General features: G+C 68.5%; 21 protein-coding genes. 15 read left to right on the top strand and 6 right to left on the bottom strand.

Going from position 1 to position 18,188, the window contains the following annotated elements:
* Nucleotides 1-105 precede the first annotated feature (105 nt).
* The 5 genes from AB0F43_RS11795 (at nucleotide 106) to AB0F43_RS11815 (ending at nucleotide 3,729) form a co-directional block, all read left to right on the top strand.
* Entirely contained in the window at nucleotides 106-1,098 is a 993-nt protein-coding gene (locus AB0F43_RS11795; protein WP_360474037.1) for a glycine cleavage T C-terminal barrel domain-containing protein, read from the top strand.
* Nucleotides 1,099-1,156: 58 nt separating this feature from the next.
* Entirely contained in the window at nucleotides 1,157-2,116 is a 960-nt protein-coding gene (locus tag AB0F43_RS11800; RefSeq protein WP_360474039.1) for an asparaginase, read from the top strand.
* A gap of 107 nt (nucleotides 2,117-2,223) precedes the next feature.
* Nucleotides 2,224-2,706: a helix-turn-helix transcriptional regulator gene (locus AB0F43_RS11805; RefSeq protein ID WP_360474040.1), complete on the top strand. Its 483-nt coding sequence runs from the start codon at nucleotides 2,224-2,226 to the stop codon at nucleotides 2,704-2,706.
* A gap of 36 nt (nucleotides 2,707-2,742) precedes the next feature.
* Nucleotides 2,743-3,276, top strand: a complete 534-nt coding sequence (locus AB0F43_RS11810) for a hypothetical protein (protein WP_360474042.1) — start codon at nucleotides 2,743-2,745, stop codon at nucleotides 3,274-3,276.
* Nucleotides 3,277-3,378: 102 nt separating this feature from the next.
* Entirely contained in the window at nucleotides 3,379-3,729 is a 351-nt protein-coding gene (locus tag AB0F43_RS11815; protein ID WP_360474044.1) for a DUF2516 family protein, read from the top strand.
* A gap of 6 nt (nucleotides 3,730-3,735) precedes the next feature.
* Here AB0F43_RS11815 and AB0F43_RS11820 read toward each other — a convergent pair whose 3' ends face one another.
* The gene (locus AB0F43_RS11820) at nucleotides 3,736-4,536 is read right to left on the bottom strand and encodes a L,D-transpeptidase family protein (RefSeq protein ID WP_360474046.1); all 801 of its coding nucleotides are present in this window, start codon (nucleotides 4,534-4,536) and stop codon (nucleotides 3,736-3,738) included.
* Nucleotides 4,537-4,627: 91 nt separating this feature from the next.
* Here AB0F43_RS11820 and AB0F43_RS11825 point away from each other — a divergent pair, with 91 nt between their 5' ends.
* Nucleotides 4,628-5,131 (top strand): O-acetyl-ADP-ribose deacetylase, encoded by a 504-nt coding sequence (locus tag AB0F43_RS11825; protein ID WP_360474048.1) that lies wholly within the window; start codon nucleotides 4,628-4,630, stop codon nucleotides 5,129-5,131.
* A 28-nt stretch (nucleotides 5,132-5,159) separates the two neighbouring features.
* On the opposite strand, the gene AB0F43_RS11830 is transcribed toward AB0F43_RS11825, so the two are convergent.
* Complete coding sequence (locus tag AB0F43_RS11830; RefSeq protein ID WP_360474049.1) at nucleotides 5,160-5,723, bottom strand: L,D-transpeptidase; 564 nt, start codon at nucleotides 5,721-5,723, stop codon at nucleotides 5,160-5,162.
* A 133-nt stretch (nucleotides 5,724-5,856) separates the two neighbouring features.
* Nucleotides 5,857-7,722 carry a translational GTPase TypA gene (gene typA, locus AB0F43_RS11835; RefSeq protein WP_360474051.1) on the bottom strand — a complete coding sequence of 622 codons (1,866 nt, stop codon included), beginning with the start codon at nucleotides 7,720-7,722 and terminating at the stop codon, nucleotides 5,857-5,859.
* A gap of 253 nt (nucleotides 7,723-7,975) precedes the next feature.
* On the opposite strand from typA, the gene AB0F43_RS11840 reads away from it, so the two are divergent.
* The 3 genes from AB0F43_RS11840 (at nucleotide 7,976) to AB0F43_RS11850 (ending at nucleotide 10,179) form a co-directional block, all read left to right on the top strand.
* The gene (locus AB0F43_RS11840; protein ID WP_360474053.1) at nucleotides 7,976-8,635 is read left to right on the top strand and encodes a helix-turn-helix domain-containing protein; all 660 of its coding nucleotides are present in this window, start codon (nucleotides 7,976-7,978) and stop codon (nucleotides 8,633-8,635) included.
* Between the two features lie 93 nt (nucleotides 8,636-8,728).
* Nucleotides 8,729-9,319: a type IV toxin-antitoxin system AbiEi family antitoxin domain-containing protein gene (locus AB0F43_RS11845; protein ID WP_360474055.1), complete on the top strand. Its 591-nt coding sequence runs from the start codon at nucleotides 8,729-8,731 to the stop codon at nucleotides 9,317-9,319.
* 104 nt (nucleotides 9,320-9,423) lie between these two features.
* Nucleotides 9,424-10,179, top strand: a complete 756-nt coding sequence (locus AB0F43_RS11850) for a nucleotidyl transferase AbiEii/AbiGii toxin family protein (RefSeq protein WP_360474057.1) — start codon at nucleotides 9,424-9,426, stop codon at nucleotides 10,177-10,179.
* A 66-nt stretch (nucleotides 10,180-10,245) separates the two neighbouring features.
* On the opposite strand, the gene AB0F43_RS11855 is transcribed toward AB0F43_RS11850, so the two are convergent.
* On the bottom strand, nucleotides 10,246-10,995 hold the full coding sequence (locus AB0F43_RS11855) for an SDR family oxidoreductase (RefSeq protein WP_360474059.1): 750 nt from the start codon (nucleotides 10,993-10,995) through the stop codon (nucleotides 10,246-10,248).
* A 241-nt stretch (nucleotides 10,996-11,236) separates the two neighbouring features.
* On the opposite strand from AB0F43_RS11855, the gene mshA reads away from it, so the two are divergent.
* From mshA to AB0F43_RS11870, 3 genes are read left to right on the top strand one after another with little or no spacing between them, the layout of a single operon-like run.
* Entirely contained in the window at nucleotides 11,237-12,529 is a 1,293-nt protein-coding gene (gene mshA / locus AB0F43_RS11860; protein WP_360474061.1) for a D-inositol-3-phosphate glycosyltransferase, read from the top strand.
* Nucleotides 12,526-13,014 (top strand): YbjN domain-containing protein, encoded by a 489-nt coding sequence (locus AB0F43_RS11865; protein WP_360474063.1) that lies wholly within the window; start codon nucleotides 12,526-12,528, stop codon nucleotides 13,012-13,014. The genes mshA and AB0F43_RS11865 overlap by 4 nt, the downstream gene beginning before the upstream one ends.
* A 10-nt stretch (nucleotides 13,015-13,024) precedes the next feature.
* Nucleotides 13,025-13,771, top strand: coding sequence for a phosphoglyceromutase (locus AB0F43_RS11870; RefSeq protein WP_360474065.1), 747 nt, complete (start codon nucleotides 13,025-13,027; stop codon nucleotides 13,769-13,771).
* On the opposite strand, the gene AB0F43_RS11875 is transcribed toward AB0F43_RS11870, so the two are convergent.
* Both AB0F43_RS11875 and phoU read right to left on the bottom strand, forming a co-directional pair.
* Nucleotides 13,752-13,988 carry a hypothetical protein gene (locus tag AB0F43_RS11875; RefSeq protein WP_360474067.1) on the bottom strand — a complete coding sequence of 79 codons (237 nt, stop codon included), beginning with the start codon at nucleotides 13,986-13,988 and terminating at the stop codon, nucleotides 13,752-13,754. The two genes, AB0F43_RS11870 and AB0F43_RS11875, sit on opposite strands and share 20 nt — an antisense overlap.
* A 111-nt stretch (nucleotides 13,989-14,099) precedes the next feature.
* Nucleotides 14,100-14,807 carry a phosphate signaling complex protein PhoU gene (gene phoU, locus AB0F43_RS11880; RefSeq protein WP_360474069.1) on the bottom strand — a complete coding sequence of 236 codons (708 nt, stop codon included), beginning with the start codon at nucleotides 14,805-14,807 and terminating at the stop codon, nucleotides 14,100-14,102.
* A 206-nt stretch (nucleotides 14,808-15,013) separates the two neighbouring features.
* Here phoU and AB0F43_RS11885 point away from each other — a divergent pair, with 206 nt between their 5' ends.
* From AB0F43_RS11885 to AB0F43_RS11895, 3 genes are all read left to right on the top strand, one after another.
* A complete protein-coding gene (locus AB0F43_RS11885) occupies nucleotides 15,014-16,285 on the top strand; it encodes an ATP-binding protein (RefSeq protein ID WP_360474071.1) in 1,272 nt (423 codons plus the stop codon).
* A gap of 107 nt (nucleotides 16,286-16,392) precedes the next feature.
* The gene (locus tag AB0F43_RS11890) at nucleotides 16,393-17,070 is read left to right on the top strand and encodes a response regulator transcription factor (protein ID WP_131353111.1); all 678 of its coding nucleotides are present in this window, start codon (nucleotides 16,393-16,395) and stop codon (nucleotides 17,068-17,070) included.
* Between the two features lie 83 nt (nucleotides 17,071-17,153).
* Nucleotides 17,154-18,170, top strand: coding sequence for an iron-siderophore ABC transporter substrate-binding protein (locus AB0F43_RS11895; RefSeq protein ID WP_360474073.1), 1,017 nt, complete (start codon nucleotides 17,154-17,156; stop codon nucleotides 18,168-18,170).
* The last annotated feature ends 18 nt before the right edge of the window (nucleotides 18,171-18,188 follow it).

Below are 18,188 nucleotides of genomic sequence, written 5' to 3' on the forward strand. Positions count from 1 at the left end.
TGCTCCCTTCGAGGATCTGGTACCTCCAGGCTGTCGGCGACCGGGTGTTGTCCACATCCCACGGTGGGAGGCGTTCGCCGTACGCGACCGACGTACTCTGGTGACATGTCACTGAAGCGCAGCCCTCTGCTGGACCGGCCCGGCGCGGTCGAGGCCGACGGAGTCGATGCCGGCGTCGCGGCGCACTACGGGTCTGACCTGCGGGAGCAGCGGACTCTGGCGGCCGGTGACGGGTTCGTCGACCTGTCGCACCGCGACGTCGTCACGATCTCCGGCCCGGATCGCCTGACCTGGCTGCACGCGCTGACGACGCAGTACTTCGAGGGCCTGAAACCCGGTACGTCGACCACCGCGCTGCTGCTGTCGCCGACCGGACACATCGAGCACGTGATGTACGGCGTCGACGATGGCGAGACGTTCTGGCTGCACACCGAGCCCGGCGCCGCCGCGGCTCTGGTCGAGTGGCTGCAGAAGATGGTGTTCATGTCCCGCGTCGAGATCGCCGACGTGACCGACGACTACGCGATCATCTGGCGACCTGGGCCTGCCGAGGGCCAGTTGCTGACCCGTAGTGGCGAGGACTCGCTCGGCGGGCACGAAGTCTTTCTGCCGCGGTCCGAGCTGGCGGGCCTGGAGGGGCCGGCCGCCGGGATCTGGGCGTACGAGGCGCTCCGGATCGAGGCGGGCGCGCCCCGGCTCGGTCTGGACACCGACGAGCGCGCGATCCCGAACGAGGTGGGCTGGCTCGGCGTCGGCGTTCACCTGAACAAGGGCTGCTACCGCGGTCAGGAGACGGTCGCCCGGGTGCACAACCTCGGCCGTCCGCCGCGGCGGCTTGTTCGGCTGCACCTGGACGGTTCGGTGGATCATCTTCCGGCGCACGGATACGCGGTCCGCGCGGGGGAGAAGCAGGTCGGGTTCGTCGGGTCGGCGGCCCGGCATCACGAGTTCGGTCCGATCGCGCTCGCCCTGGTGAAGCGGAACGTGGACGCGGCCGCCGTCCTCGAGGTCGTTGCCGAGGATCAGCCGACGGTGACGGCGACCCAGGAGCTCCTGGTCGACCCCGAGGTCGGGTTGCACGTACGCGCCCGGTTGTGAGCGGGATCATTCGCAATACACCTTTTTGCACCTGACGGTTGACCCGTACAGTTCAGCCGTGACCGAACCCGTGATCCTGGCCGACGTCGTCCGCAGTGACTTCGTGGAGGGCCACCACCGTGGCTCCGTCGTGGTGACGGATCCCGACGGCGTCGTCGAGTGGTCCGTCGGCGTGGTGGACCGGCCGATGTTCCCGCGCTCGTCCAACAAACCGATGCAGGCCCTCGGCATGCTCCGCCACGGGCTGCCGCTCGACGGCAAGCTGCTGTCGCTCGCGGGCGCGTCCCACTCCGGTGAGCAGTTCCACCTCGACGGCGTCCGCGAGATTCTCGCGCTGGCAGATCTGGACGAATCGGCGCTGCGGACGCCGCCGGCGTACCCGCTGGAGGATGCCGCCCGGGACGCCTGGGTCCGCGCCGGACACGGGCAGGAGCGGATCGCGATGAACTGCTCGGGCAAGCACGCGGCGATGCTGCTGACCTGCGTGATCAACGGCTGGCCGCTCGACGACTACCGCGCGCCGGATCACCCCGTGCAGCAGGTGATCCGGACCGCGGTCGAGGACACCGCCGGCGAGAAGGTCTCGTACGTCGCCGTCGACGGTTGCGGCGCCCCGATCCTCGCGATCAGCCTGGCCGGCCTGGCCCGGTCGTTCGGCCTGTTCGCGTCGGCCGCCCCCGGCACCCTCGAGGCCCGGGTGAGGGACGCGTTCCGCACGTACCCGGAGTACGCCAGCGGGAGTACGCGCGACGAGGCCGCGCTGATGCGGGCCATCCCGGGCCTGTTCTGCAAGGTGGGCGCCGAGAGCGTGTACGCCGTCGGCCTCGAGGACGGCCGCGGTATCGCGCTGAAGGTCGAGGACGGTACGCCGCGAGCTCGCGCCGTGGTGATGGCCGCCGTACTCCAGATGCTGGGCCTGGACCACGAGGTCCTCGACCAGCAGTCCCGTTTCCCCTTGTACGGCGGCGGCGTCCAGGTCGGCGCCGTACAGCCCGCTGCCGGATTGTTTCACCTCTAGCGGTTTGTAACCCGCCAGCGGTCGCAAAACCCGCCAGTTGCTGAGGGTGAGCGGGCTCACGGCCGGGGTGCTTGCAATAGCAAGCAGGTTGCTAGCACACTGTGGGTATGGCCAAGTTGAGTGATCGTGCCGCGGGGGCGGTGGGCTCCGTCGGGGAGTACCTCGCCGAGCAGCGGCGGCACGCGCAGTTGTCGTTGCGGCAGCTGTCCGACCTGGCCGGTGTGTCGAACCCGTATCTCAGCCAGATCGAGCGCGGCCTGCGGAAACCGTCGGCCGAGGTGCTGCAGCAGCTCGCGAAGGCGTTGCGGATCTCCGCGGAGACCCTGTACGTGCGGGCCGGCATTCTCGATCCGGACGACGGCTCGGACGGCCGACGGGCCTCCGGCGTGGTCGACGCCGTACTGCTCGATCCAGCGCTGAACGAGCGGCAGAAGCGGGTGCTGCTGGACGTCTACGCGTCCTTCGTCCGTGAGAACGCGTCCCCTGGCGACATGCCCCCTGACGAGGCCGCCGAGAAGCCGGAGCCGGCCAGACCGGCTGCTGTCAAGAAGACCGCGGCCAAGAAGACCCCTGCAAGCAAGCGCAAGTAACACATCCTGCTGAAAAACATCCCGAGGAGAAGCCTGATGGCTACCCGTACGCCCGTCACCCCGCTCTACGCCCTCGCCGGCGCCGGCGACCTGGCGGTGGAGAAGTTCCGCGCGGTCAGCGACGACGTCACCGCCCGGTTCGCCAAGCTGGACCAGAAGACCCTGCAGACCGAGCTGAGCAAGCGTCAGACGGAGCTGGCCAAGCTGGTCGAGAAGCGGTTCGAGGCGATCGTCGCCGACGCGCGGACCGCTCCGGCCAAGCTGCGTGAGCTGCCCGCCGTCGCGCAGGCCGGTTTCACCACCGTGCTCGGCCAGGCCGAGGAGACCTACGAGGACCTGGCCGGCCGGGGCAAGGACCTGGTCGAGCGGATCCGCACCCAGAAGGCCACCGAGGACCTGGTCACCCAGGCGAAGTCCACGGTGAGCAAGGCGAAGGCTACCCGGACCACCGCGAAGAAGACCGCCGAGACCGCCTCCCGCAGCGTCAAGTCGACCACCACCAGCGCCCGCAAGACCGCGAAGACGGCCTCCAAGGCCGCCGCGGACGCCGCCACCAAGGTCGGCGACTGACAGTGACAACGCCCCCCGTCTGGGGTGAAACCTGAGGCCGGGCGGCCCACAATCTGCGCTGAGCAGAGGTGGGCCGCCCGGTCTTTCGGTAGGCTCGTACGCATGCTCCCACTCGCCACGTTCCCGAACCTCTTTCCAGGGTTCGCCGGTCCGCTCGAGATCATCTGGTGGGTGCTGCTCGGGATCAAGCTGGTTGCGCTGGTCGACGCCGCCTTCCGGCCACGGGCGGTGTTCGCCGCCGCGGACAAGCTGACCAAGCCCGGCTGGGTGCTGATCCTGTCCGTGTTCACGCTGAGCCAGATCTTCCAGGGCTGGCTGAGCTTCATCGGCCTGTTCGGCATCGTCGCGGCCGCGGTCTACCTGGTCGACGCCCGCCCGGCCCTACGCGCCGCCTCCGGTCGCGGCCGGGGCGGCTGGGGCATCCGCCGCCGTCGCGGCCCCCGCCCGCTCTGAGCCGCGCTACGAGCGGTAGACGATCACCTTGTCGCCGACGTTGATCTGGTCGAACAGGATCTTGATCTTGCCCAGGTCCCGGACGTTCACGCAGCCGTGGGAGGCGCCGTTGTACCCGCGGGCGGCGAAGTCCGACGAGTAGTGCACCGCCTGGCCGCCGCTGAAGAACATCGCGTAAGGCATCGGGGAGTCGTACAGCTTCGACACGTGGTTGCGGCTCTTCCAGCCGACCGTGAAGCTGCCCTCGCGGGTCGCCGTCTTCACCGCGCCGAACCGCACGTCCAGCTGCATCCTCACCACACCGTCGACGACGTACCGCAGCTTTCGGGTGCTCTTGTCGATGCAGAGTACGACGCCGGTCGCGCAGCGGGCGTCCAGCTTCTTGCCGTTGACCACCGGGGCCGGCGGGTAGAGCTCGGCCTGGGTCGGCTCGTGGGTGACCGACACCAGTTTGTCCCAGGTGTTCTGGTCGACGTACCCGAGCTGGGGAATGCCCTTGGAGTTCTGGAACTTCTTCACCGCGGACCGGGTCATGGTGCCGAACTCGTTGTCCAGATAGCGCTTCTCGAGCAGCTTGAGCTGGACCAGCCGGGCCTCGACCTTGCGGACGTTCGTCCCCTGGGAGCCGTTCTTCCACAGGGCCTTCGGATAGATCGGCAGCTCGCCGCTCACCTGGAACGGCACCGTCTTGAGCTCCGAGGTCGCCGTCGGCCGCGCGGTCGCGACCGTTCCGGAACTGAGCAGTGCGGCAATAGCAGTACCTGCAACCAATCCACTGACTACGCTGCGAATGATCAGCCGACGCATCGAACACCCCTTTGGTAGACCCCGCCCTGCATTGGTAGGACGTCCTCACCGGTCTTTTGGTTGGCGCCTCAGCGTACCGGAGGATGTCCGCATGGAGATTGTTCTCAGCACAGCGGACATCACCACGGTTCCCGCGGATGCGATCGTGAACGCGGCGAACGCGGCGTTGCGCGGTGGCGCCGGCGTCGACGGCGCCATTCACCGTGCCGGTGGGCCGGAAATCCTGGCGGAGTTGATCGAGCGCTATCCGCGCGGCGCCGCGACCGGTGAGGCCGTGTGGACGACCGCTGGCTCGCTGCCGGCGTCGTACGTGATCCATGTGGTCGGGCCGATCTACACCGGAGGCTCAGGGGAGCCGGCGCTGCTCGAGTCCTGCTATCGCAATGCGTTGCGGGTGGCGGACGAGCTCGGGGTCAAGACGCTCACCCTCCCCGCGGTGTCGGCCGGCATCTACGGCTGGCCGGCCCAGTCCGCCGCGGACATCGCCGTACAGACACTTCGCCGTACGGCGACCGACGTCCGGACGGCGACCTTCTGCCTGGTGGACCCCAAGCTCTACAAGGCCTTCCAGAACGCGACAGCGGCCGGAGAGTAAGAACTCTCCGGCCGCTGTCGATGGGGCTTCAGCCGTTGTAGACGACGACCTTGTCGCCGACCTTCACCCGGGCGAAGATCCAGGCGATCTTCTTCTTGTCCCGGATGTTCACGCAGCCGTGCGAGGCGCCGTTGTACCCGCGGGCCCTGAAGTCCGACGAGTAGTGCACCGCCTGGCCGCCGCTGAAGAACATCGCGTACGGCATCGGCGACTTGTAGATGCTCGACACGTGGTTCTTCGACTTGCGGTAGACCTTGAACACGCCGTTGCGGGTCGGCGTCCTACGCCCACCGAACCGCGCGTCGGCGATCTGGATCGGCTTGCCGTTCACCATGTACACCAACTTGCGGGTGCGCTTGTTGATGCACAGCACCCGGCCCTTCGTCATGCAGCGCTTGTCGATCCGCAGCTTCCCCGGGACCACCGCGGCCGAACTCGCCGCCGCGGTCGCCTGCTGCGGCACGACCACGGCCTGGGGCGCAACCTTCGGCGCGACCGTGGCGGCCTCGGCCGTCGTGCTGGCGGTCAAAGCGCCCACCCCCACGAACGCGGCGGCCGTGACGGTGGCGCCGAGCTTACGCAGAATGCCCATGTTCCTTGTGTCCTTCCCCCAACTGATTCTTGCTTGCACAGGTCAGACGTCATCGCCGCACGTCTGGTTGGTAACGATCCGGCTTTGCGTTCCCCCGCCTCGGACCGAAGAAGTGTGTATCACATGCTGGTGGTCAGCTCTTGTTCTTGCGGCCGAGTTTCGCGCGCTCCACCTGGGTCAGGGCGACCTTGCGCATCCGGATCGCGTCCGGGGTGACCTCGACGCACTCGTCCTCGCGGCAGAACTCCAGCGACTGCTCGAGGGACAGCTTGCGGGCCGGGATCAGCTTCTCGAACTCGTCCGCCGTCGACGACCGGACGTTGGTCATCTTCTTTTCCTTGGTGATGTTCACGTCCATGTCGTCACTGCGCGAGTTCTCGCCGACGATCATGCCTTCGTACACCTCGGTGGTCGGCTCGACGAACAGCGTGCCGCGCTCCTGCAGGTTGATCATCGCGTACGACGTCGCCGCGCCGGCCCGGTCGGCCACCAGCGAACCGCTCGGCCGGGTGCGCAGCTCGCCGAACCAGGGCTCGTACCCCTCGAACACGTGGTGCGCGATGCCGGTGCCGCGGGTGTCGGTGAGGAACTCGGTCCGGAACCCGATCAGGCCGCGGGCCGGGACCAGGAACTCCATCCGGACCCAGCCGGTACCGTGGTTGGTCATCTGCTCCATCCGGCCCTTGCGGACCGCGAGCAGCTGGGTGACGGTGCCGAGGTACTCCTCGGGGCAGTCGATGGTGAGGCGCTCAACCGGCTCGTGCCGCTTGCCGTCGATCTCGCGGGTGACCACCTGCGGCTTGCCGACGGTCAGCTCGTAACCCTCGCGGCGCATCTGCTCGACCAGGATGGCCAGCGCCAGCTCACCACGGCCCTGCACCTCCCAGGCGTCCGGCCGCTCGGTCGGCAGCACCCGGATCGACACGTTGCCGACGAGTTCCTTGTCCAGCCGGTCCTTCACCAGCCGGGCGGTGACCTTGGTGCCCTTGGCCCGGCCGGCCAGCGGCGAGGTGTTGGTGCCGATCGTCATCGAGATGGCCGGCTCGTCCACGGTGATCAGCGGCAGCGGCTTCGGGTCCTCCGGGTCGGCGAGCGTGTCGCCGATCATGATCTCCGGGATGCCCGCGATCGCGCAGATGTCGCCCGGTCCCGCCGATTCACCCGGCACCCGCTCGAGCGCCTCGGTGATCAGCAGTTCGGTGATCTTCACCCGCTCGACGCTGCCGTCGTGCTTGCACCAGGCGACCTGCGCGCCCTTCTTCAGCGTGCCCTCGTGGACCCGGACCAGCGCGAGCCGGCCGAGGAACGGCGAGGCGTCCAGGTTGGTCACGTGGGCCTGCAGCGGCGCGTCCTCGACGTACGTCGGCGCCGGCACGTTGGCCAGGATCGTCTCGAACAGCGGCTCGAGGTCCTCGGAGTCCGGCAAGCCGCCGTCGGCGGGCTGGGTCAGCGAGGCGCGGCCGGCCCGGGCGGACGCGTACACGACCGGGAAGTCGAGGGCGCTCTGGTCCGCGTCGTGGTCGAGCAGGTCGAGGAAGAGCTCGTACGTCTCGTCGACGACCTCGGCGATTCGGGCGTCCGGGCGGTCCACCTTGTTCACCACCAGGATGACCGGCATCTGCCGGGCCAGCGCCTTGCGCAGCACGAACCGGGTCTGCGGCAGCGGGCCCTCGGAGGCGTCCACCAGCAGCACGATCGCGTCCACCATCGACAGGCCGCGCTCGACCTCGCCGCCGAAGTCGGCGTGGCCGGGGGTGTCGATGATGTTGATCGTCACCTGCTCGCCGTTGGCCATCTTGTGCCGGACCGCGGTGTTCTTGGCCAGGATCGTGATGCCCTTCTCACGTTCCAGGTCGCCGGAGTCCATCGCCCGCTCGTCCACGTGCTGGTGAGCGCCGAAGGCGCCGGACTGCCACAGCATCGCGTCGACCAGGGTGGTCTTCCCGTGGTCGACGTGGGCCACGATGGCCACGTTGCGCAGGTCGTTACGGACAGGCATGGGGAAGCGCTCCAAGCAGTCAGAAGGGTTTCAGGCGGTGGCTACGGCTGGTTCACGTGCCACTCGACACAGGGCGCAGCACCCTGATTCTACCGGTGACTGATCGGTGCCAACGAATCGTCGGCCGGTTGACTTTGATTGACTGGACGTCCAGTCTATAGCTGGGCCGCCTGGGGAGGGGTCCGGAAAGACGGGGGTCAGCCCGGGAGCGCCGAGCAGGGAAGTTGGGGGGGTTGCTCGGCCCTCCGGGGCCATGACCAGCATCGGGGAAGGAAACGTGCCGCGCTCGGCCACGGCGAACCAGCAACTGCGGGAACGCTCGCGGGAACGCATCCTCGCCGCCGCGCTCGAGGTTTTCGCCGAGCGGGGCTACGAGGCCGCGTCGATCTCCGAGATCACCGCCCGGGCCGGGGTCTCCCGCGGACTGGTCTCGTACTACTTCGCGTCCAAGGACCAGCTCGCCGCCGAACTGCTCGATCGCTGGCTCGACGGCATCACCGGGATCCTCGCCATCGAAGGCACCCCGGACGAGCGCCTGGCCGGCATCATCGACGGGGCCCTGATGGCGGCCGCGACCACACTTCCGATCCAGCGCCTGGCCATCACGTTGATGATGCAGCCCACCACGCACGACGTGTTCGCCCGGGTGGAGGCCGCCAAGAACACCCGCCTCGCCCAGGTCGAAGACGCCATCCGCTCCGTCTTCGCCGCCCGCGGCGCCGCCGACCCGGCCGTCGAGGAAATGTTGCTTCGAGCAACTTTAGAGGGCGTCACGGTCAAGCTGGCGATCTACCAGCAGACCTTTCCCCTGGAAGCCATCCGCCGGCGCCTCTACGAAACCTACGACCTCCCCGCGCCCACCACACCCCTACCCGTCCCGTCACCTCCAGTCCACCGTCTCCGCGCCAAGTGATGCCGGCAGAACCTGTGGACAACGGGTTGGACACAGACCGATTTCTGGATCAATATGTCGCACGAAGAGCATGACCGTGCGACACTTTTATCCATGAAGGAGGTCGCGGCCGAGTTGCCGAGCACTTTCACGACTGGTGCCGCCCGGGCTCTGGGGGTGCATCCCCGCGACCTGTACTCATGGCGAGACACCGGCCAGGTGATCGAGCTTTCCAGAGGAGTTTTCCGACGGGCCGACGCTCCGGTGCCGTCGTTCCCCGACTTCCTCGCCGTCGCGTATCGGTCCCCGACGGCGATCGTCTGCTGTGCTTCGGCCGCGGCGGCGCACGAGTTGACCGACGAGCTACCGGTAGCAGTGCAGATCGCCGTACCTGGTCGAGCGCGAGCTCCACGGGTCGACTACCCGCCGACGACGGTGTACCGGTTCGACGAGAGAACCTTCGAGATCGGACTGTCCCGGCTCGAGGCAGCACCTGGTGAGTGGGTGCGTATCTACGATGCGCCGCGAACGGTCGTCGACCTGATGCGACTGCGCCGTCGTCTCGGGGAGCCACTGGCCCACACGGCCCTACAGCGATATGTCAAGCAGCGCGGGGCAAAGCCGGCTCTCTTGCTGGAGTACGCATCCGCGCTGGGCGTCCATGGACCGATGCGCACTGCACTGGACATCGCGAGCGCAGGATGAGCCGACCGACGAGGGAAGACGCCGGTGGCCGTGCGTTCCTTGACCTGCAGAACCGAGCGCGGCGCGAGCGACGCGGAACACAGGAACTTCTGACCCTGTACGTCGTGGAGCGCTGGCTGGCACGTCTGAGCAGATCGAGCCAACTGGACGACTTCGTCCTCAAAGGCGGCATGCTTCTTGCGGCGTACGGTCGGCGTCGTCCTACCGCGGACGCGGACGCTCTCGCTCGGAACATGCCGGGAGATGAGAAGATGGTCGCAAACCGGGTCGCCGAGATCGCATCTCTGCCGGATCCGGATGGCGGTGTCGAGTATTTGCCGGACACGTTGACCACCCGCGTCATCCGCGACGATGCGCTGTACGCCGGGGTCCGGGTCAGCATGGGAGCCAGGATCGCGACGGCAGCGGTGAGGCTGCGGCTGGACGTCAACTTTGGCGATCCTGTGACTCCGGCACCGCGGATTGTCGAGGTGCCTGCGCTGCGCCCGGGCGTCGCCGCGATTCGGGTGTTGGGCTATCCGATCGAGACCGTGATCGCGGAGAAGCTCGCCACTGCGGTGGCGCTTGGAGCGGCGAACACACGAGTCCGCGACTACGCAGACCTTTACACGCTGATCACGAGCCGGGAACTCGAAGATGACGCGGTCCGGAGGGCTGTCCGGGCGACGGCATCCTTCCGCGGCACTGCATTGCGCCCACTGACCGAGGTGACCTCAGCACTGGTGGCCTTGAGATCTGGCGCCTACGCCGCATACCGCGCTGGTCTCGGCATGAGTGGACAGGACCTACCGGAGGACTTTGCCGATCTCGTCCGCGTGGTTGCCGCCTTCGGCGACCGAGTACTGCCTCGCGCGAAGTGAGTCCGCGTTACGACGGGCGTACCGAAAGAGCCGTCCTGTGGAGATTCTGTCGGCGGTCAGGCCACTCTACTGAACGCGGTGGACCTTGTGTTGAGCGGCTTGGGCGCGGGGGCGGACGGTGAGGCGGTCGATGTTCACGTGTGGCGGCCGGGTGGCGATCCAGGCGACGATGTCGGCGATGTCGTCGGAGGTGAGCGGTTCGGCGACACCGGCGTACACAGCCTCGGCCTTCTCCTGGTCGCCGCCGAATCGGGTCAGGGCGAAGCCCTCGCTGCGCACCATCCCCGGCGCGATCTCGCAGACGCGCACCGGCTGGTCGTACAGCTCGAGCCGGAGCGTGTCGACGACGGCCTTGGTCGCGTGCTTGGCGGCGACGTACCCACCGCCGCCCTCGTAGGCGACCTGGCCGGCGGTCGAGCCCATCACGATGATCGTGCCGCGCCCGGCGATGAGGGCCGGGAGCAACGACTTCGTGACGGCCGCGACCCCGATCACGTTCACCTCGTACATCTGCCGCCAGCCCTCGAGATCCGCCTCGGCGACCGGCTCGAGCCCGAACGCGCCGCCGGCGTTGTTCACCAGCAGTTCGAGCCGGTCACCGACCGTCTCGGTCAGTGCGGCGACGTCGTCGGCCGACGTCACGTCGCACTGGACCGCCCGGCCGTCGATCTCCTTGGCCAGCGCCTCGATCCGGTCCAGCCGGCGGGCCGCGCAGATCACCTCGAAACCCTCCCGGGCCAGGTGCCGAGCCGACGCGGCTCCGATCCCACTGCTCGCTCCGGTCACGACGGCAAGAGAACGTGCATTCGAAGTCATGCCTCCGAGTCTCCCAGCCCCGCTGCCATCGGCGGGAGCCAGTCCGCACAGTAGAACGTCGAGGTTTCGGGTGGGGGCAAGCTCGGCAAGGAGACCGACGATCTCCGTCCGGCCTTGTCACGCAGAGTCGCGGCCACACTCGAAACCGGCCAGACCCTCGCCCTTCCGAGGCGGCAGCCGGACTGAGCTCAGACTCTCGACAACCGGCGCGACCAGGTGCCGCCGGAGTTACCCTGACCAGGTGACCCAACCCTTCGCCGACCGTCCTCTCCGGCGGGTCGCGATGATCAGCCTGCACACGTCGCCGCTGGATCTGCCGGGCACCGGAGATGCCGGCGGGATGAACGTCTACGTCGTGGAGCTCTCGAAGCGCCTCGCCGACCTGGGGGTCGAGGTCGACGTCTTCACCCGCGCGACCTCGTCGGCCTTGCCCGCCCGGGTGGAACTGATGCCCGGAGTGATGGTCCGCAACGTCGCGGCCGGCCCCTACGAAGGCCTGACCAAGAACGAGTTGCCCGCCCAGCTGTGTACCTTCGCCCGCGCTGTCCTGCGCGCCGAGGCGATCCACGAGCCCGGGTACTACGACGTGATCCACTCGCACTACTGGCTGTCCGGCCAGGTCGGCCTGCTCGCCCGCGACCGCTGGGCCGTCCCGCTCGTCCACACCATGCACACGATGGCCAAGGTGAAGAACGCCAGCCTCGCGGAGGACGACGTACCCGAGCCGCCGGCCCGACTGCTCGGTGAGGAGCAGGTCGTCGAGGCCGCCGACCGGCTGCTCGCCAACACCGACGACGAGGCGAACGAGCTGATCACCCTGTACGGCGCCCAGCCGGCGAAGGTCGGCGTGGTCAACCCGGGCGTGGACCTGGACATGTTCAGCCCCGGCGACCAGGCGGCTGCCCGGCGGGTGATCGGGCTGCCCGAGGATGCCGTCGTACTGGCGTTCGTGGGGCGGATCCAGCCGTTGAAGGCGCCGGACCTGCTGATCCGGGCCGCCGCGCGGATGCTCGGCCGCGATCCGTCGTTGCGGGACCGGCTGATGGTGGCGATCATCGGCGGACCGTCGGGCAACGGGATGGAGCATCCCGAGTCGCACGCCGAGCTGGCCCGGGCGCTGGGGGTCGACGACGTGACCCGGTTCGTCAAGCCGATGGAGCGGTCCGCGCTGGCCGACTGGTACCGATCCGCGTCGGTCGTCTGCGTTCCGTCGTACTCGGAGTCCTTCGGGCTGGTCGCGCTAGAGGCCCAGGCCTGCGGAACGCCGGTGGTCGCGGCGGCCGTCGGCGGGCTGACGACCGCGGTCGCGGACGGACAGACCGGGCTGCTGGTGCCGGGGCACCGGGTGGACGACTTCGCCGACGCGCTGACGCGGATCGCGACGGATCCGCTCACCCGCGAGACCATGGGCCGGGCCGCGGTCAAGCACGCCCAGGGTTTCGGCTGGGAGCTGACCGCGCGCAAGACGGTGACGGCGTACCGGAAGGCGGCGGAGACGATGGCGGCGGAGCTGGCCGCGGAGGTAACCGGATGAGGGTCTCGGCGGCGGACGTGATCCGTCAGGTGCTGAAGGAGAACGAGCTCGACTTCACCGAGAGCGAGCCGGGCGTCTTCATCGCGGACCTGCCGGGGGAGCGGAAGCTGAAGACCACGGTCTCGCTGACCGTCGGGGCACAGGCGGTCCAGGTGCACGCGTTCGTCGCCCGGCATCCGGACGAGAACCACACGGCCGTCTACCGCTGGCTGCTGGAGCGGAACCTGAAGATGTACGGCGTCGCCTTCGCCGTCGACCATCTCGGCGACATCCACCTGGACGGGAAGGTCCCGCTGCACGCGATCACCCCGACCGAGGTGGACCGGCTGCTCGGCGCGGTCCTGGAGTACGCCGACTCGTCGTTCAACACCATCCTGGAGCTCGGCTTCGCCTCCTCGATCCGCAAGGAGTACGAGTGGCGCGTCTCCCGCGGCGAGTCGACCCGGAATCTGGACGCTTTCAAGGGCTGGCTCGAGCCCCAGTAGGCTGATCGCCATGACCTATCGCCTCATCCTGCTCCGCCACGGCCACAGCGACTGGAACGCCAAGAACCTCTTCACCGGCTGGGTCGACGTCGACCTGAACGCCCAGGGCGTCGAGGAGGCGCACCGCGGCGGTCAGTTGCTGCTCGAGCGCGGACTGCTCCCCGACGTCCTGCACACCTCGGTGCTGCGCCGCGCCATCCGGACCGCCAACATCGCGCTCGAGGAGGCCGGGCGCCAGTGGATCGACGTACGCCGGTCCTGGCGGCTGAACGAGCGCCACTACGGCGGGCTGCAGGGCAAGGACAAGAAGCAGACCCTGGAGGAGCTCGGCGAGGAGCAGTTCATGCTGTTCCGCCGCTCCTACGACACCCCGCCGCCGCCGATCGAGCGCGGCTCGGAGTACGACCAGGCCGGCGACCCGCGGTACGCCGGGCTCCCGTCGGAGCTGCTGCCGTCGACCGAGTGCCTGAAGGACGTCGTCGAGCGGATGCTGCCCTACTGGTACGACGCGATCGTGCCGGACCTGCGCGACGGCAAGACCGTCCTGGTCACCGCGCACGGCAACTCGCTGCGCGCCCTGGTCAAGCACCTGGACAACCTGGACGAGAAGACGATCGTCGGCCTCAACATCCCCACCGGCATCCCGCTCTACTACGAGCTCGACGACGACTTCAACCCGGTCACCCCGGGCGGCGAGTACCTCGACCCCAAGGCCGCCCAGGCAGCGATCGAAGCCGTCAAGAACCAGGGCCGGTAGCCTCGTCCAGCTCGACGGTTCGGAGGTAGTCGAGTCTGGCCTGGAGCTCGGGTCGGTCGGCGAGCACGTCCGCGCTGCCTTCGAGGAGGTCGCGCTCGGTGCGCAGCAGTTGTTTCATTCGGCGCTCGACCGCGTCGAGATGAGCCAGCATCTCGGCGCCGGTCAAGGCGGACACGTCGGTGTTGATCAGGCGGTCGGTCTCTGAGTTGTCGTCCATGCCGGTGAACATATCCGTGCGCGCCCGCGGCGCGCCGACCTGGTTCGCGGCTGTGGACGAACGGCAAAGCCCTCGGCAACCAAGTGGTTGCCGAGGGCTACTTTTTGGAGCTCAGTTGCCGTTCGGGTTGGGGGCGGAGGCGCCGGCGCCGGAGCCTGCCGCCGTACCGCCGACGGCGACCGGGAGCTCGCCGGTGACCAGGTAGACGACCCGGCGGGCCATCGACACGGCGTGGTCGGCGATGCGCTCGTAGTACCGGCCGAGCAGGGCGATGTCGACCGCGACCTCGACACCGTGCGGCCACGAGTCGTCCATCATCAGGCGGAACTGGTTGCTGCGCAGCTTGTCCATCAGGTCGTCGGTGGCCTCGAGCTTCGCGGCCGCCTCGACGTCGCGGGTCCGGATCACGTTGCCGGCGGCGTCGACCATCTTGCCGGCCACCGAGCCCATCTCCTCGATGACGCTGTGCAGCTCGTCCGGGATGGCCGGTGACGGGTAGCGCATCCGGGCGATCTTGGACACGTGCGCGGCCAGGTCGCCCATCCGCTCCAGGTCGGCCACCATCCGCAGCGCGGCGACCAGCATCCGCAGCTCGTTCGCGACCGGGGACTGCCGGGCCATCAGCTCGAAGACCTTGTCCTCGATCCCTTCGCCGGCCGCGTCCAGCTGGATGTCGGCCGCGATGACTTCCTCCGCCTTGCGGATGTCGGCCTCCAGCAGCGCCGCGGTGGAGCGTCGTACGGCGGTGGACACCGTCCGGGTCATCCGCTCCAGCTCGGCGAGGATGTCGTCGAGCTGCTCGTGGTAGCTGTCACGCATTGTGTTCGTTTCCGATCTGTGGTGTTCGGTGCCACGGTGCGGCGGCGCGGGCAGGCACCGCCTGTACCCGTCAACGGTGACCGTATGCCGTCGAGGTTGCCGGATGGCGACGAGTGGTGAACGCCTGATGAACAGTTAGGTCGTCCCTCGGTCATGAGGTGCTCGTTCGGTCTTTCCCTGCTGGTTGCCCGCGTAGCATCGTTGCCGTGGACCCCACGCTGGCTGCGGTGCTGGGCGGCGTCATCGGCGCGGCCCTGGCCCTGCTTTCGCTCGGGGCGATGATGCTCAGCGAGCGGGCCCAGCGCAAGATTCCGGAGTCCCCGGAGCCGGCCGTCCCCTCCGGCGTCGCCACCGTCTTGTCGGTGCTGCGGTCGTCCGCGGTGGTGATGGGCCCGGAGGACCAGGTGCTCCAGGCCAGTGCCCCGGCCCACGTGCTCGGGATCGTGCGGGGTGAGCGGCTGGTGGTCGAGGACCTGCTGACGATGGTCCGGGCGGTCCGCCGGGACGGCGAGATCCGCCAGCAGGACCTGGAGATCATCCGCGGCCGGCTCGGTGCCACGCAGTACGTGAGTGCCCGGGTCGCCCCGCTGGGCAGCCAGCTGGTGCTGGTGCTGGTCGAGGACCGGACCCGGGAGCGCCGGCTGGAGGCGATCCGGCGGGACTTCACCGTCAACGTCAGCCACGAGCTGAAGACCCCGATCGGTGCGCTGATCCTGCTCGCCGACGCCGTCTCGGAGGCGTCCGACGACCCCGAGGCGGTGCAGCGGTTCTCCGGCCGGATGCGGATCGAGGCGTCCCGGCTGAGCCGGCTGGTGAAGGAGATCATCGAGCTGTCCCGGCTGCAGGGCGACGACCCGCTGGAGAACCCCGGGCCGGTCGACATCAACGGCGTCATCGACACCGCGGTGGACCGCTGCCGGGTGGACGCCGAGGACCGCGACATCAAGATCGTGGTGAAGACCGAACCGGACCTGGAGGTGATGGGCAGCGCGGACCAGTTGGCCATCGCGATCGGCAACCTGGTCGAGAACGCGGTCAACTACAGCCCCGACGGCACCCGGGTGGCGGTCGCCGCGCACCCGATCGGCGACCTGGTCGAGGTGACCGTCAGCGACCAGGGCGTCGGCATCCCGAGCAGCGACCTGGAACGCATCTTCGAGCGGTTCTACCGGGTCGACCGGGCCCGCAGCCGTGAGACCGGTGGGACCGGGCTCGGCCTCTCGATCGTCAAGCACATCGCCTCCATCCACGGCGGTGACGTGCGGGTCTGGAGCGTCGAGGGCCAGGGCTCCACCTTCACCGTGAGACTCCCGCTGCGGCTCGAACCCGCGCCGGGCCAGACCGGTTCCCCCAGCCAGGCAGAGCCGGCCGTTCCCCTGGCGCCTACCCCGTCAGGTAAGCAGCCTGCATCGCAGGATCCTTCGCATCGGCGGCGCCCAGGCGGGCACCTCGCTGCGTTGGAGGAGGAGCCACGATGAACCCCACATCGAGGCACCTCCTCCGCCTTGCGATGCACCCACCCGGACACCGCCGCTACTGAAGCATCCTGCAATGCAGGCCGCTAGATCACAAAGGAGACAGCTTCGTGACCCGAGTGCTGGTCGTCGAAGACGAAGAGAGCTACAGCGACGCGTTGTCGTACGTGCTGCGCAAGGAAGGGTTCGAGGTCGCCGTCGCGGAGACCGGACCGGACGCGCTGGACGAGTACGACCGGGCCGGTGCGGACATCGTCCTGCTCGACCTGATGCTGCCGGGTCTGTCCGGCACGGAGGTGTGCCGGGCACTGCGCAGCCGGGGCAACGTCCCGGTGATCATCGTCAGCGCCAAGGACACCGAGGTGGACAAGGTGGTCGGCCTCGAGCTGGGCGCCGACGACTACGTGACCAAGCCGTACAGCCCACGCGAGTTGCTCGCCCGGATCCGCGCCGTACTGCGGCGTGGTCAGGACGTGGAGCTGTTGCCGGACACGCTGGAGGCGGGGCCGGTCCGGATGGACGTGGAGCGGCACGTGGTGACGGTGTCCGGGACCGAGATCCGGCTCCCGCTCAAGGAGTTCGAGCTGCTCGAGATGCTGCTGCGCAACACCGGCCGGGTGCTCACCCGCGGGCAGCTGATCGACCGGATCTGGGGCGCCGACTACGTGGGTGACACCAAGACCCTGGACGTGCACGTGAAGCGGCTGCGCTCGAAGCTGGAGAAGGATCCCTCGAATCCGCAGCACCTCGTCACGGTGCGTGGTCTGGGCTACAAGTTCGAGTCCTGAGTCACATGCTCACAGGTCGCGATGGCTTGTCGGGTTAGCTTAGGCTCTCCTTAGTTGAGGCAGTCTGTCTAAGGAGAGCCACCATGTCCTGGTCCCGTACTCGGGCCGTCACCGCGATCGCCACCGCGCTGGTCGCGACGACCACGCTGACCGCCTGCGGGAGCGATGCCGACCCCCAGGCCGGCAGTTCTGCCGGTACGGCGGCCGCCGGGTTCCCGGTCACGTTGAAGAACACGTTCGGCGAGACCACCATCACCAAGAAGCCGGAACGCATCGTGACGCTCGGCTGGAACGCCCAGGACGTGGTCTACGCCCTCGGCGAGACGCCGGTCGGGATGCCGAAGGTGACCTACGGCCCGACCGCGGCCGGGGTGACCGCGTGGGACGCGGACAAGTTCGACGCCTCGAAGACCGAGTTGCTGGACACCGCCGACAAGTTCCCGTTCGAGAAGATCGCGGCGCTGAAGCCGGACGTCATCCTGGCGCCGTACGAGGGGTTCGACGCGGCGACGTACAAGACGCTGTCGGACATCGCGCCGACCGTCGCCTACCCGGGTGCCCCCTGGCAGACCACCTGGCAGGACCAGACCCTGCTGATCGGTGAGGCGCTGGGCAAGAAGGCCGAGGCCGAGAAGCTGATCGCCGGTATCGACGACAAGATCAAGCAGGTCGCGAGCGAGCACCCGGAGTTCAAGGGCAAGACGATCACGGTCGGCTCGTTCGGCGCGGAGAACTACGTCTACATGCCGACCGACCCGCGGGTGCAGATGCTGAACGAGATGGGGTTCGTGAACGCGCCCGGCGTGGAGAAGCTGCAGGCCGGCAACACCAAGAAGGAGTTCGCGCTCACCGTCAGCAAGGAGAAGGTGCCCGACGTGGACGCCGACGTGGTGGTCGCCTACGTCGACGGGCTGGGCGCACAGAAGTTCCAGGCCGACCCGGTCTACTCGTCACTGGCCGCGGTCAAGCGCGGCAGCGCCTACGTGATGGAGGACCAGCAGGTCATCTCCGGGATGAGCGCGGTCAGCGTGCTGAGCGTTCCGTGGGTGCTGGACAAGATCGTCCCCGGCCTGTCCAAGGCCGCCCAGGCCGCGGGCTGACCGTCCGCCGGGACCTCG

It is taken from the genome of Kribbella sp. NPDC023972 (genome assembly GCF_040639075.1).
Classification (GTDB): Bacteria; Actinomycetota; Actinomycetes; order Propionibacteriales; family Kribbellaceae; genus Kribbella.